The organism is Rhizobium sp. P40RR-XXII (assembly GCF_012641405.1).
In the GTDB taxonomy this organism is placed as follows: domain Bacteria; phylum Pseudomonadota; class Alphaproteobacteria; order Rhizobiales; family Rhizobiaceae; genus Rhizobium.
In genome coordinates, this window is the sequence record NZ_JABAII010000007.1 from 197129 (window position 1) to 211435 (window position 14307).

The 14307-nt window shown below is 61.0% G+C and carries 14 protein-coding genes; 4 read left to right on the forward strand and 10 right to left on the reverse strand.

Annotation, left to right across the window (positions count from 1 at the left end; translation table 11 throughout):
• Window positions 1-7: 7 nt before the first annotated feature.
• The gene (locus tag HGP16_RS15705; RefSeq protein WP_168840947.1) at window positions 8-550 is read right to left on the reverse strand and encodes a tetratricopeptide repeat protein; all 543 of its coding nucleotides are present in this window, start codon (window positions 548-550) and stop codon (window positions 8-10) included.
• 198 nt (window positions 551-748) lie between these two features.
• Between HGP16_RS15705 and HGP16_RS15710 the strand changes: the two genes are divergently transcribed.
• From HGP16_RS15710 to HGP16_RS15720, 3 genes are all read left to right on the forward strand, one after another.
• Window positions 749-1801 (forward strand): type III polyketide synthase, encoded by a 1053-nt coding sequence (locus HGP16_RS15710; protein ID WP_168840948.1) that lies wholly within the window; start codon window positions 749-751, stop codon window positions 1799-1801.
• Complete coding sequence (locus tag HGP16_RS15715; protein WP_168840949.1) at window positions 1801-2298, forward strand: isoprenylcysteine carboxyl methyltransferase family protein; 498 nt, start codon at window positions 1801-1803, stop codon at window positions 2296-2298. The genes HGP16_RS15710 and HGP16_RS15715 overlap by 1 nt, the downstream gene beginning before the upstream one ends.
• A 231-nt stretch (window positions 2299-2529) precedes the next feature.
• Window positions 2530-3777, forward strand: coding sequence for an FAD-binding oxidoreductase (locus tag HGP16_RS15720; protein ID WP_168840950.1), 1248 nt, complete (start codon window positions 2530-2532; stop codon window positions 3775-3777).
• A 64-nt stretch (window positions 3778-3841) separates the two neighbouring features.
• Here HGP16_RS15720 and HGP16_RS15725 read toward each other — a convergent pair whose 3' ends face one another.
• From HGP16_RS15725 to HGP16_RS15765, 9 genes are all read right to left on the reverse strand, one after another.
• Entirely contained in the window at window positions 3842-4369 is a 528-nt protein-coding gene (locus HGP16_RS15725) for a gluconokinase (protein ID WP_168840951.1), read from the reverse strand.
• A gap of 264 nt (window positions 4370-4633) precedes the next feature.
• Window positions 4634-5587 carry a peptide ABC transporter ATP-binding protein gene (locus HGP16_RS15730; protein ID WP_168840952.1) on the reverse strand — a complete coding sequence of 318 codons (954 nt, stop codon included), beginning with the start codon at window positions 5585-5587 and terminating at the stop codon, window positions 4634-4636.
• Window positions 5584-6600 carry an ABC transporter ATP-binding protein gene (locus HGP16_RS15735; RefSeq protein WP_168840953.1) on the reverse strand — a complete coding sequence of 339 codons (1017 nt, stop codon included), beginning with the start codon at window positions 6598-6600 and terminating at the stop codon, window positions 5584-5586. Before HGP16_RS15735 ends, HGP16_RS15730 begins: the two co-directional genes overlap by 4 nt.
• A complete protein-coding gene (locus HGP16_RS15740; protein ID WP_168840954.1) occupies window positions 6600-7508 on the reverse strand; it encodes an ABC transporter permease subunit in 909 nt (302 codons plus the stop codon). Before HGP16_RS15740 ends, HGP16_RS15735 begins: the two co-directional genes overlap by 1 nt.
• 9 nt (window positions 7509-7517) lie before the next feature.
• Window positions 7518-8522 carry an ABC transporter permease subunit gene (locus tag HGP16_RS15745; RefSeq protein WP_168840955.1) on the reverse strand — a complete coding sequence of 335 codons (1005 nt, stop codon included), beginning with the start codon at window positions 8520-8522 and terminating at the stop codon, window positions 7518-7520.
• Between the two features lie 89 nt (window positions 8523-8611).
• Entirely contained in the window at window positions 8612-10207 is a 1596-nt protein-coding gene (locus HGP16_RS15750) for an ABC transporter substrate-binding protein (protein WP_168840956.1), read from the reverse strand.
• Between the two features lie 340 nt (window positions 10208-10547).
• Complete coding sequence (gene rirA, locus HGP16_RS15755) at window positions 10548-11036, reverse strand: iron-responsive transcriptional regulator RirA (protein WP_168840957.1); 489 nt, start codon at window positions 11034-11036, stop codon at window positions 10548-10550.
• A 248-nt stretch (window positions 11037-11284) separates the two neighbouring features.
• Window positions 11285-11632 (reverse strand): VOC family protein, encoded by a 348-nt coding sequence (locus HGP16_RS15760; RefSeq protein ID WP_168840958.1) that lies wholly within the window; start codon window positions 11630-11632, stop codon window positions 11285-11287.
• Between the two features lie 143 nt (window positions 11633-11775).
• The gene (locus tag HGP16_RS15765) at window positions 11776-13272 is read right to left on the reverse strand and encodes a CoA-acylating methylmalonate-semialdehyde dehydrogenase (protein WP_168840959.1); all 1497 of its coding nucleotides are present in this window, start codon (window positions 13270-13272) and stop codon (window positions 11776-11778) included.
• Window positions 13273-13396: 124 nt separating this feature from the next.
• On the opposite strand from HGP16_RS15765, the gene HGP16_RS15770 reads away from it, so the two are divergent.
• Window positions 13397-14278 (forward strand): LysR family transcriptional regulator, encoded by an 882-nt coding sequence (locus HGP16_RS15770; protein ID WP_168840960.1) that lies wholly within the window; start codon window positions 13397-13399, stop codon window positions 14276-14278.
• The last annotated feature ends 29 nt before the right edge of the window (window positions 14279-14307 follow it).

Genomic DNA, 14307 nt, shown 5'->3' on the forward strand with positions numbered 1-14307 from the left:
GGCGCCGTTACAGGCTGGTCGGATTCAGGATCGCGGCGTGAAGATCGCGATATTCCTCGCAGCTCGTATTACCGCAGAGCGTCTTGATCGTGCTCAGCTGGTCCTTGGCGAGATCCATCTGGCCCTTGATGACGTAGGCTTCGCCGAGATATTCACGGACCAGCGTGTATTTTGGGTCCATGGCGACGGACTTCTGGTAGTAGGAAATGCCCTCGTCCGTGCGGCCGAGCTTGCGGGTGGCATAGCCGCGGTAGTTCAGCGCCTCGGCCGTATTCGGGTTCTTCATCGTGTCCAGAACCGCCAGGGCTTCTTCGTAGCGATGATCCTTCTTGGCCAGCGAATAGGCGTAGTCGGCGCGGTTTTCATCGGTGACGTTGGCGCTTTGCTGCTTGACGCATTTCTTCGCCTTCTGATCGTAGATCTCGCCCTTCTTGCAGGTCGGCGTCGTGCTCGAATCGTCGCCGGCCGCAAAGACGGGAACGGCGAAAGCGCCGAGGGTCAGGCCTGCACCGAGAGCGATGGAAGCCAGGCGAAATGCTTTGGTCGTCATGAACTGTCTCCTTGGCAAAATGAACGTTGCGAGGAGAGAACACACCGTCCGGACATTTTATTCGGACGGCCCGAGAATTTTTTTCTGAGCATCCCGGACCCGGACACCCGTCACTCTTTCGTGACTGCTCCGGCATCGAATAGACCGTCGCCATCGCGTGTTTCCTCCACATGCCCCTCAAGGGCACAGGAGAAACCCGTGACCGATAGCATCAAACTTCTCAGCCTCGCCGTAGCAACACCCGATAACATCATCCTCCAAACGGACGCCGCCGAGACGGCGAGCCGCCTGTTCTCGGATCGTTTTCAGGACTTCAAATATCTCGCCCGCGTGTTTGAGAGCACCGGCATTTGCAAGCGCCATCTGGCGCGGCCGCTTTCCTGGTTCGAACAGCCGCATGGCTGGGAGGACCGCATGGCCGCCTATGCGGAAGTGGCATCCGAACTTTTCCGCCGGACAGCGACTGCGGCTCTGCAACGCGCCGGCCTCGAAGCGCGCCAAGTGGACTGCGTCGTCACGGCCTCATCCACCGGGCTTGCGACGCCGAGCCTCGAGGCGCGTCTCGCCGGCGAGATGGGCTTCCGCGGTGATATCGAACGCGTACCGATTTTCGGGCTCGGCTGTGCAGCCGGCGTATCTGGTCTTGCCGTCGCGACGAAGATGGCAAGAAGCCGGCCGGGCGCCGTCGTGCTTTTCGTCGCGATCGAACTCTGCTCGCTCGCCTTCCGTCTGGACGAACTGACACGACCCAACATCATTGCCACGGCGCTGTTCGGCGATGGCGCGGCCGCCTGCGTGCTGCGGGCGGGCGAGAGCGGCATCGCGGAAATCGAATCGACAGGCGAACATCTCTTTCCCGACAGCCTCGGCATCATGGGCTGGAGGATCGATGATACGGGCTTCGGCATCGTGCTGGAACAATCGCTGCCGGTCTTTGCGGAGACTCATCTGAGAAGCGCTGTTGCCGGCATTCTGGAGCAATCCGGGCTTTTGATCTCGGATGTCGACCGCTTCATCTGCCATCCCGGCGGGGCCAAGGTGCTGGTAGCACTTGAAAAGGCGCTCGGTCTCCAGGAGGGATCGCTCGACATCGAGCGCGGAGTGATCGGCGACTACGGCAACATGTCCTCCCCCACCGTGCTTTTCGTGCTGGAGCGCATGATTGCGGGCGGATTGCCCTCTCGTTCGGCCTTGCTCGCCATGGGTCCGGGCTTCTCGGCAAGCTGCATCACCTTGAGGAGGGTCGCCTGATGCTGTGGCCATCGATCGCGCTTCTTGCCTTCGTGACGCTGCAGCGGCTAGCGGAGCTCATTTATGCCCGGCACAACACCGCCGCCCTGCTTGCCCGCGGCGCCCGGGAATATGCCTCGGAACACTATCCCTTCATGGTGGCGCTGCATGCGGCGTGGCTGATCGGATTATGGCTGCTCGCCATCGGCCGGCCGGTCGATCCCGGCTGGTTCCTGCTCTTCATGCTGCTGCAGGCATTGCGTCTCTGGGTGCTGGCGACGCTGAGGGAACGATGGACGACACGCATCATCATATTGCCCGGCGCGGCTCTCGTGGCCAAGGGACCCTATCGCTTCCTCAGCCATCCGAACTATGCGATCGTCATCGGCGAGATCGCCGTGTTGCCGCTCGCCTTCGGCTTCCCGCTCTATGCCGCGATCTTTTCGCTGCTGAACGGTATCATTCTCGCAATCCGCATCCGCGCCGAAAACATCTGCCTGAAACAGAGTGCGGCCTAGAGCCGGATGATTCTAGGTCTGTTCGACCTAAAATCTGAATCCGCTCTAGAAACAAAGAAGTAGAGCGTGATGTCGTCCGAAAACCGCCTACACTTTTCGGCATCGCGCTCTAACCGCATTTTTCAATTGCACCGCTGAAATTTGGCAGGCATTTTCGATGCTTACAGCGCGGCCCAGGCAATGAAGAAGGGCCGCGCGACAATGCAATGAGCATGCGGATAGCAGGATAAGATGACAAAGGACGCAATCGTTCTCGGTGCGGGCATCGTCGGGGTTTCGACGGCAATCCATCTGCAGCGGCGGGGACGACAAGTCGTCCTCGTCGACCGGCAGCCGCCGGGCCAGGGAACGTCTTTCGGCAATGCCGGCCTCATCCAGCGCGAGGGTGTCGTGCCCTATGGCTTTCCGCAGCAATTCGGCCTGCTGCTGCGCTATGCCTTCAACAATCGCATCGACGCGCATTACCATCTGCGCGCCCTTCCCGCGCAGATCGCCTTCCTCGCCCGCTATTGGTGGAACTCCAATACGAAACGCCACGAGATGATTTCGCGCGCCTACGCGCCGCTGATCGAACATTCCGTCAGCGAACACAACGACCTCATCGAAGCCTCGCATGCCGAGGAGCTCATTCGCAAGAACGGCTGGGTGGAACTGTTCCGTTCGAACGAGAAGCGCGACGCGGAATTTGCCGAGGCCGAGCGCCTCAACCGCGAATTCGGGATCGGCTACGATGCTCTGAGCAGTGCGGAGGTCGCAGCCGCGGAGCCGTATCTCCGGGGCGACTTTGCCGGTGCCCTGCGCTGGCGCGATCCCTGGTCGGTACTGGACCCACATGGGCTGACATCAGCCTATCGCCGCTACTTCGAAAGCATCGGCGGCCGCGTGACGACCGGGGATGCCGTCTCGCTCGGCATGGCCGGGTCGGCCTGGAGAATGGTGACGGCGGACGGGTCGATCGAGGCGGAGGATGTGGTCGTCGCGCTCGGCCCGTGGGCCGACATCGTGACGAAGCGCTTCGGCTATGCCTTTCCCCTCGGCGTCAAGCGCGGCTATCACATGCATTATGCGGCGGAAGGCAATGCCGTCCTCAACAACTGGACGCTGGACGCCGAGCGCGGCTATCTGCTGGCTCCGATGAGCCGCGGCATCAGGCTTACGACCGGCGCCGAATTCGCCCTGCGCGACGCGCCGAAGACACCGGTACAGCTCGATCGCGCCGAGGCCGTCGCCCGCGCCACCTTCCCGCTCGGCGAACGGCTCGACCCCGAACCCTGGATGGGCGCGCGCCCCTGCACACCCGACATGATGCCGATCATCGGCAAGGCCCCGCGTCATAAGGGTTTGTGGTTCGCGTTCGGGCACGCTCATCATGGTTTGACGCTCGGGCCGGTGACCGGCCGCGTGCTCGCCGAGCTCATCACCGGCGAGAAGCCTTTCATCGATATTTCGGCCTATGCTCCGGACCGGTTCGCGCCCTGAGCTGCTCTGTCTCATTCTACGCATTCCGGGCGGAAAACCGCTGCACACCCTTCCAGGAATTGCGTTAGAGGATTGCCGTCAGGCTTTTGACGGAGGCTTCGACAATGCCTTCGATCGTATCGTCGATATCCACGGTCACGACGCCGGGTTCGCCGGTCGGTACTTCCAAGGTCTGCAGCTGGCTTTCGAGCAATGACGCCGGCATGAAATGCCCCTTGCGCTCGCCCATGCGCTTCGTCAGAAGTTCCTTCGAGCCCTCGAGATAGATGAAATAGAGATGGCCGCCGGCGGCGGCCCGCAGGCGCTCGCGATAGACGCGCTTCAGCGCCGAGCAGGTAACTGCGACCCCCTCGCCCTTGGCTAGGCTTGCCGAAATTTCCTGACCGATCTTTTCGAGCCACGGCCAGCGATCTTCGTCCGTCAGCGGAATGCCCTTGCTCATCTTCTCGACATTGGCGGCCGGATGCAGGGCGTCGCCTTCGATGAAATGGATGCCAAGCTTGGCCGCGACACCTTCGCCGATCGAGGATTTGCCGCTGCCGCTCACGCCCATGACGATGATGGCAAGGGGCGTTTGGGATGTTTCACTCATGTCGTTTTCTGCCTTGAATGACGGGGGCCAATGATCGTCGGGCGGGTCCGCCGTTGAAGCATCCGATTGCCTGGCCCCTCACCCTAGCCCTCTCCCCGTAAACGGGGCGAGGGAACGACGGAGCAAGCCAATCGGCGGCAATACCAGGACAGAACCGGCTCTCGTTAGATCAGCCCCCTCTCCCCGCATGCGGGGAGAGGGTTGGGGTGAGGGGCCAGGCAGAAAGGCGCGACAAAGCGACATCTGCCCGATTCACAACTTGGATCAATCCAGTGGAAAGAAACAGGAAAATTTATGCGTTCCGTCGCCCGCCAGCTCCGGTTCGACCTGCCGGCACTTGTCCTGGGCGCGCCAGCAGCGCGGATTGAAGTGACAGCCCTTCGGCGGATTGAGCGGTGACGGCAGCTCGCCCTGCAGGCGAATGCGGTTCTTCTCGCGCTCCGGATCGGCGATCGGCGTTGCCGACAGAAGGGCTGCCGTATAGGGATGGCGCGGACGGCTGAAGACCTCGTCGGCGGTGCCGGTTTCGACCGGGCGGCCGAGATACATCACCATCACATCATCAGCGATATGGCGGACGACGGAGAGGCCGTGCGAGATGAAGAGATAGGCAAGTCCCATCTCCTTCTGCAGGTCCATCAAAAGGTTCAGCACCTGCGCCTGGATCGAGAGATCGAGCGCGGAGACGGGTTCGTCGAGCACCAGCACCTTCGGCCGGAGCATCAGGGCACGCGCAATGGCGATACGCTGGCGCTGACCGCCGGAGAACATATGCGGATAGCGGTCGTAATGTTCGGGGCGCAGGCCGACGCGCGCCATCATCTCCTCCGCCTTGCGGCGGCGGGTGGCGGCGTCGTCATCCGTGTTGATCTTCAGCGGCTCTTCCAGGATCGAGCCGACCTTCTGGCGTGGATTGAGCGAGCCATAGGGGTTCTGAAACACGATCTGCACGGCGCTGCGCAAGCTGCGGTCGCCAAGCTTGGCGGGCTTGCCGTCGATCAGCAATTCGCCAGCCGTCGGGTTTTCGATCATCGTCACAAGGCGGGCAAGCGTCGACTTGCCGCAGCCGGATTCGCCGACAACCGCAAGCGTGCGGCCCGACTGCAGGCTGAAGCTGACGCCGTTCAATGCCTTGACGGTCGCTTCCGGTTTGAAGCTGCCGCGCTTGATGGTGTAGAAGCGGGCGAGATCGCGCCCTTCGAGAACAGCGCCGGTCATGCGGCACCTCCTGCTTTTTGCGTGGCGGCAATACCGGGGTGGCCGAGCGGCTTGCCATGTTCCAGCGGATAGTTGCAAAGGGTCAGGCCGAGTTCGACGCCCTGGCGCTTGACGCCCCTGTCGCATTCCGGCGTGGCGAACGAGCAGCGCGGCGCAAAAAGACAGCCCGTCGGCCGATCGTGCTGACCGGGAACGACGCCGGCGATCGACGGCAGGCGCTCGCCGACTTCGGCACGTTCAGGCAAAGCCGATAGAAGCGCCGCCGTGTAGGGGTGATGCGGATCGCGGAACAGCTCCCTGACCGGCTGCTCCTCCACCTTCTGGCCGGCATATTGCACCTGCACGCGCTCGGCCGTTTCGGCGACGACGCCCATGTCGTGGGTGATGAGCACGAGCGCCATGCCCTGCTCCCTTTGCAGGCGCACGAGCAGATCGAGGATCTGTGCCTGGATCGTCACGTCGAGCGCGGTGGTCGGCTCATCGGCGATCAGGAGCTTCGGATTGCAGGCGAGCGCCATGGCGATCATGACGCGCTGGCTCATGCCGCCCGACATCTGATGCGGGAAGTTCGACAGCCTATCCTCGGGCGCGGGAATGCCGACCAGATTCAGAAGCTCGATCGAGCGCTCGCGACGCGCCTTGCGGTCGAGGCCCATGTGGATGCGCAGGGTCTCGCCGAGTTGGAAGCCGACCGTGAAGCACGGATTGAGGCTCGACATGGGCTCCTGGAAGATCATCGCCATGTCCTTGCCGATGATCTTGCGGCGCTGTCGCGAGGAGATGCCGCGCAGGTCCTTGCCATCGAACATCATGCGGTCGGCGGTGATCTTCGCCGTCCAGGGCAGAAGCCCCATCATGGCGAGCATGGAGACCGACTTGCCGGAACCGGATTCGCCGACGATCGACAGGATTTCTCCCTTGTCGCAGCTGAGCGAGACGCCATCGACCGCCCGGAAGAGGCCGGACGATGTTTGGAATTCAACGGATAGATTTTCAATATCGAGGAGTGCCATTACGACCTCTTCAGCTTCGGGTCGAAGGCATCGCGCAGGCCGTCGCCCATCAGATTGATGGCGAGCACCGTAATCAGGATGCACAGACCGGGGAAAGTGACGAGCCAAGGGTTGCTCTGGAAGAATTCACGCGAATCCGCGAGCATCGTACCCCATTCCGGCGTCGGCGGCTGGGCGCCCTGGCCGAGGAAGCCGAGTGCCGCGGCATCGAGAATGGCGGCGGAGAAGGCAAGCGTGCCCTGCACGATCAGCGGACCGAGACAGTTCGGCAGGATCGTCTTGAACATCAGCCGCAGCGGACCGGCACCCGCAACACGCGAGGCGATGACATATTCCTTGTCGCGCTCAGTCATGACCGAGGCGCGCGTCAGGCGAACGAAATGCGGCTGGTTGACGATGGAGATGGCGATCATCGCATTGGTCAGGCCCGGGCCGAGGATGGCCACCAGCACCAGGGCCAGCAGCAATGACGGGATGGCAAGGATGATGTCCATGATGCGCATGATGATCGTATCGGTGCGGCCGCGGACATAGCCGGCGACAAGGCCGATCAGGATGCCGGCGATCGCCGAAAGCGAAGCGACGACGAGGCCGATGAACAGCGAGAACCGCGTGCCATAGATGAGGCGCGACAGAAGATCACGACCATTGGCATCGGTGCCGAGCAGGAAGCTGCTGTTGCTGCCCTCCGCCCAGGCTGGCGGCAGGCGCTGCATGTCGCTGCCATAGGCGGCATCGGGATTATGAGGCGCCACGACGCCGGCGAAGATCGCCAGCAGCAGGACGAAGAGGAAGATCGCAAGGCCGATGACGGCGCCCTTGTTGCGGGAGAAGTAGTACCAGAACTCCGCAAGAGCGGAGGGGCGGTCGGATTTGACGTTAACCGTTTTGACGCTAACCGTGCTCATGGGCCGCTCCTAGTGACGAATGCGTGGATTGACGAAGCCGTAGAGCAAGTCGACAGCGAGATTGACGAGCATGACGATGCCGGCGATCAGCAACAGGCCGCCCTGCACCACCGGATAATCACGCTTGAAGACGGCATCGATCATCCATTTGCCGATACCCGGCCAGGAGAAGATGCTCTCGGTCAGGATGGCGCCGCCGAGCAGCACGCCGACCTGCAGGCCGATCGTGGTGACGACGGGGATCATCGCGTTGCGAAGCGCATGCACGGAAACGACGCGCAAGGGAGACAGCCCCTTGGAGCGGGCCGTGCGCACATAATCCTCGCCGAGCACTTCCAGCATGGCGGAACGCGTCTGGCGCGCGATGACGGCGAGCGGGATGGTTCCGAGCACGATGGTCGGCAGGATCAGCGAATTGAGAGCGGAGGCGAAGGCGCCCTTCTGACCGGAGAGCAGGCTGTCGATCAGCATGAAGCCGGTGATCGGCTTGAAGAAATAGATGAGGCCGATGCGGCCCGAAACCGGCGTCCAGTGCAGATAGCCGTTGAAGACGATGATCAGCAGCAGACCCCACCAGAAGATCGGCATGGAATAGCCGACGAGGGCCACGCCCATGACGCTCTGGTCGAACCATGTGCCGCGCTTGACGGCGGCGAAAACGCCGGCCGGAATGCCAAGACAGATCGCGAGGATCATGGCGCAGATCGACAATTCGAGCGTTGCCGGGAAGAAGGTGAAGAAGTCGGTCAGCACATCACGCTTGGTGGTGATCGAGGTGCCGAGGTCGCCATGCAGGGCGCTCCAGATATATCGGCCGTACTGCACGACCATCGGCTGATCGTAGCCGAGATCGTGGGAGATCTGCGCATGGCGTTCCGGCGACATGACGCGTTCGCCCGACAGCAGCATGACAGGATCGCCGGGAAGCAGGCGGATGAAGGAGAAGGCGACGATCGAGACGCCGAGGAATGTCGGGATCAGCACAGCAAGGCGGCCGAAAAGAAATCGCAACATGGCAGATATCCAAATTTTTCCGGCGGTCAGGCAAAGTGCCCGACCGCCGGATCGCCCGGTTCTAACCGGACATATTCATAGATTTTTCGTTATTCGGCGATGTCGACGCCGTCGAAGCGATGAACGCCGACCGGATCCTGGAAGTAGCCGGAGACATTCTTCGTCATCGGGATGAACTCTTCCGAATGGTCGATGGTCATCCAGGGAGCTTCACGCTTGAAGACGAGCTGAGCCTCTTCGTAGAGCTTGGTGCGCTCCTTGACGTCGGCGGTCTGCTTGGCCTTCTTCACGAGAGTGTCGAATTCCTTGTTGCACCACTGCGCGCGGTTGTTGCCGCCGACGGCATCGCAGCCGAGCAGCGTGTCAAGGAAGTTGTCCGGATCGCCATTGTCGCCGGTCCAGCCGAGGATGGCCGCGCCGTCGCGGTCCTTGGCGGAGGAGAGCTTCAGGTACTGAGCCCAGTCATAGGTGACGATTTCGACCTTGATGCCGATCTTGGCGAGATCTGCCTGCATCAGCTCGGCGGCGCGACGCGCGTTCAGCATGTACGGACGCGAAACCGGCATAGCCCAGATCTTCATGCTGAGATCCTTGACGCCGGCCTTTTCAAGCAGCTTCTTGGCTTCGTCCGGGTTGTAGGCGTCGTCCTTCACGTCCTTGTTGTAGGACCACATGGTCGGCGGGATCGGGTTGGTCGCAACCTTGCCGGAACCCTGGAAGACGGCATCAACGATCGCCTGCTTGTTGACGGCCATGTTGATCGCCTTGCGTACTTCGACCTTGTCGAAGGGAGCAACAAGCGTGTTGTAGGCGAGATAGGAAACGTTCAAGCCGGCCTGCTCCAGAACCTTGAGGTTCTTGTCGGCCTTCAGATCCTTGATGTCGGCCGCATTCGGATAGGGCATGATGTTGCATTCGCCGGACTTCAGCTTCTGCGCGCGGACGGATGCATCCGGCGTGATCGCGAAGACGAGATCGTCGATCTTTTCCTTGCCCTTGAAGTAGGTTTCGTTCGACTTGTAGCGGATGACGGCATCCGGCTGGTAGGCGACGAAGGTGAACGGACCGGTGCCGAGCGGCTGCTGGTTCATCTGCTCCATCTTCTTGTCGGCCTGCAGCTTGTCTGCATATTCCTTCGACAGGATCGAGGCGAAGTCCATGGCCAGGTCGGCGATGAAGGGAGCTTCCGGATGGTTCAGAACGAACTTGACGGTAAGGTCATCAACCTTGTCGATCGACTTGATGAGCTTCGGGAAGCCCATGCCGTCGGCATATTCATAGGAACCGCCGGCAACATACTTGGCCCACGGATTGTCCGTACCGAGCTGGCGGCTGATCGAGAAGATGACGTCGTCGGCATTGAGATCACGCGTCGGCGTGAAGAAATCGGTCGTCTGGAACTTCACGCCCTTGCGAAGCTTGAAGGTGTATTCCTTGCCGTCGGAGGAAACGGTCCAGCTCTCGGCGAGGCCGGGTTCGACCTCGGTGCTGCCGTGCTTGAATTCGACCAGGCGGCTGTAAACCGCACGCGAGGAGGCATCAAATGTGGTGCCGGCCGTATAGATGCCGGGATCGAACCCTTCCGGCGAACCCTCCGAGCAATAGACAAGCGTTTTCGACCAGGCGGACGTCGCCATGACAGAAGTCAAGGCTGTCACTGCCAGCAGGACAGAAATCTTTTTCATGATATCGTTTCCCAGGTTTGTTATTCTTTTGAAGCCGTGGACACCACCAGAGGTTCCCTTCCGGATCGCGCCGATGGAACTTTATTTTAAGTTTGAAAGCAACAAGCGCCGCCTAAAATTCTTCCAATTTGTAGAGTTTGGAAATTTTTGGACGAAAAGGCCTTTGAATTGGTAATATTCTGGTAAAATTTTGCACGGTTTTAGCATATTCAGAACGATTTGATGGTTTGCTTTCGCAATCCGCTAACCGTTTATTGCCCGCATAGGAGGCAATATAAACGAAAATCCGCAGCTACCGGGGGCAGCCGCGGACAAAGATGATCGAGGTCGGGACGAATGATCAGGCGGCCGGCGCTGAGATCGCGGGCTTCCTGGCGATCGCCTTATGGTCCGCGTCGGTCAGGCCAAGGAGGAAGTTGATCTGCGGCCGCGCCTTGACCAGATCATCGATGGAATATTCGGCCAGAACATCGAAGAAAGCGTTCAGCGCCTTGCGCAGTGCGGAATTGAGGCCGCAGCTATCAACCAGCGGACATTCCACCACGCCATCCTCGAAACATTCCGCCATGGCGAAACTGTCTTCGGTGACGCGAACGACGTCGAAAAGGCTGATATCGGTTGCGGGCTTGCCAAGACGCACACCGCCATTGCGGCCACGCACGGTTTCGACAAGACCCGCCTTCGTCAGCGGCTGCAGGATCTTGAAGAGAAACAGCTCGGAAACGCTGTATGCCCTGGCGATCTCCGGGATGCGGCTCAGATGGCCATCATTGGCGGCGCAATACATCAGCATGCGCACCGCGTAATTGGTCTGTTTCGTCAAACGCATGCCGATCTCCTGGAATCGAGGCTGCCTGGGGGCTGGACCCGTATATAGTGGCTTTCTCAGTTTTGAACAATTCCAAAATATGAAATTCATATTCACGTTATTTCGAAAGTCTCAGCCTTTCGGTCTCGTCCGCTTCTGTCTCGCCGTCCCGCCGCAATCAGGTATCGACCGGCTTCAGACCGTTACGGCGGATCGGTGCTTCGAGGTGGATAGCTTGACTGAGAAGTCTGCGATCCATAGCGGCATGTCTAGGAGGAAGACACCCATACCGCCATTTCACAGCCACCCGGCTCGCGAAAATGGAACCGGCGGCCGCCGGGAAAATCGAAGGCGGGCCGGGTGATGACGCCGCCGGCGAACTCCACGGCGCGCTGGGCTGCCTCCAGATCGGTGGTGCGCACGACGGGCAAGGGCGTACCGGCGGCCTCCCCCGCATCCCCGTCTATGCCGGCATCTATCCCGGCCGCCTCGATGACATGATATGTCGGCCCATAGCTGACAAAGCTCCAGTCGAAGGCTTCCTCGAAAAAGCGCCGGGTTTTCAGGCCGTCTTTCGACGGAAATTCGAGATAGTCGATCTGATAGGTCATAGGCACGCTGCGGCCCTCCCATTGTTCTCGTTTTGTTCTAAGCCAAAACGATGACGCAGACAAGATCACTCTATCGAAAATCGGCGCAACAAAAAACCGCCGCCCGAAACGTGCCGGGCGGCGGTCGATAATACCGATGGTGGCGATGCTTACTTCATCGTCGGCATGACGAATTCGGCACCATCCTTGATGCCGGACGGCCAGCGGGCGGTGATCGTCTTGGTGCGCGTCCAGAACTTGATGGAATCCGTGCCGTGCTGGTTGAGATCGCCGAAGCTGGAGGCCTTCCAGCCGCCGAAGGAGTGATAGGCGAGCGGGACCGGGATCGGAACATTGACGCCGATCATGCCGATATTGATGCGCGAGGCGAAATCGCGGGCCGCATCGCCATCACGGGTATAGATGGCGACGCCGTTGCCGTATTCGTGCTTCATCGGCAGCTCGAGCGCTTCCTCGTAGTTCTTGGCGCGGACAACCGAAAGAACCGGCCCGAAGATCTCGGTCTTGTAGATGTCCATGTCCGGCTTGACATGGTCAAACAGCGTGCCGCCGACGAAATAGCCGTCTTCATAGCCCTGCAGCTTGAAGCCGCGGCCATCGACGACCAGCTTTGCGCCTTCTTCTACGCCACGATCGATCAGGCCGGTAACGCGGTTATAGGCATCCTTCGTCACGAGCGGGCCGAGATCGGCCTTGTCGTCGGTGTAGGGGCCAATGCGCAGGGACTCGATCTTCGGCACCAGCTTCTCGACAAGCCGGTTGGCCGTCTCTTCGCCGACCGGGACCGCGACCGATACCGCCATGCAGCGTTCGCCGGCCGAACCGTAGCCGGCGCCCATCAGCGCGTTGACGGCCTGGTCCATGTCGGCATCGGGCATGATGATCATATGGTTCTTGGCGCCACCGAAGCACTGGGCGCGTTTGCCGTTCATGGCAGCGGTGCCATAGACATAGCGGGCGATCGGCGTGGAGCCGACGAAGGAAACGGCAGCGATGTCCGGATCTGCCAGGATGGCGTCGACGGCGGCCTTGTCGCCGTTGACGACGTTGAGGATGCCTGCGGGCAGGCCGGCTTCGATCATCAGTTCGGCGAGACGGAGCGGCACGGACGGATCGCGCTCGGACGGCTTCAGGATGAAGGCGTTACCGCAAGCGATCGCAGGGGCGAACATCCACATCGGGATCATGGCCGGGAAGTTGAACGGCGTGATGCCGGCGCCGACGCCAACCGGCTGGCGAATGGAGTACATGTCGATCGCCGGGCCGGCGCCTTCGGTGAACTCACCCTTCTGGAGGTGCGGGATACCGCAGACGAATTCGCAGACTTCCAGGCCGCGGATGACGTCGCCCTTGGAATCTTCGACTGTCTTGCCGTGCTCCTTGGAGAGCAAAGTGGCAAGCTCATCCATGTTCTTGTTCAGAAGTTCAACGAACTTGAAGAAGACGCGTGCGCGGCGCTGCGGATTGGTGGCCGCCCATTTCGGCTGCGCGGCCTTGGCATTTTCAACCGCGGCGCGGATTTCCTCGACGCTGGCGAGCGCGACAGTCGCCTGCATTTCGCCGGTTGCCGGGTTGTAGACCTTGCTGATGCGCCCGCTCGTGCCGGCGACGTGCTTGCCGCCGATGAAATGACCAATCTCACGCATGGATGTGCCTCCTCGTTTTCTTCGATGGTGACAGGATCGCACTTCAATTTGCACAAATCAATGAGCTGTTATAAGCAACCGTTGTGCAAAAATTAAAGCCCTAGATGTGCAATTGGATGTGCGAATGGATTGGGATGACGTCCGAATGTTTCTCGCCGTCGCCCGAACCGGGCAGATCCTGGCCGCCTCGAAGCGGCTGGGTGTCAACCATGCCACCCTCTCCCGGCGGGTGACGACGCTGGAGGAGCGGCTGAAGACGCGGTTGCTGGTGCGTCGCACCAATGGCTGTGACCTAACGGCGGAGGGCGAGATTTTCCTTCATGCGGCGGAACGCATGGAAACCGAGATGCTGCGCGCGCAGGCGAGCGTCGGCCATCTCGACAGCGCCATAACAGGCACGGTGCGGATCGGTGCGCCCGACGGCTTCGGGGTTTCCTTCCTCGCGCCCCGACTCGGGCGGCTGATCGCGCGCTATCCGGAGCTGCGCATCCAGCTCGTGCCCGTTCCCCGCTCCTTTTCGCTGTCGCAGCGCGAGGCTGATATCGCGATCACGCTGGAGCGCCCCGAGCAGGGTCGGCTGGTCTCATCCAAGCTGACGGACTACACGCTCGGTCTATACGCCTCGAAAGCCTATCTGACGCAGGCCGGATTGCCCGACAGCGTCGAGGCGCTGAAGCTGCATCCGCGCATCGGCTATGTCGAAGACCTGATCTTCACGGCGTCGCTGAATTTTTCCGGCGAGATCATGCGCAGCTGGGACGCGTCGTTCGAGATCTCCACCTCCATCGGCCAGACGGAAGCGGTTCGTTCCGGCGCCGGCATCGGCATCCTGCATGATTATATCGCCAGGCAATTTCCGGAACTCCACCGCATCCTGCCCGATGTCTCCATCAAGCGGGCCTACTGGACGACCTATCATGAAAGTGCCCGCGACCTCGTGCGCGTGCGCACCGTCGCGGATTTTCTGCAGGAGCTGGTGAACGAGGAGCGGCGGATGTTCCTATAACGTCAGCGGCCGGGATCACGCCCATGGCT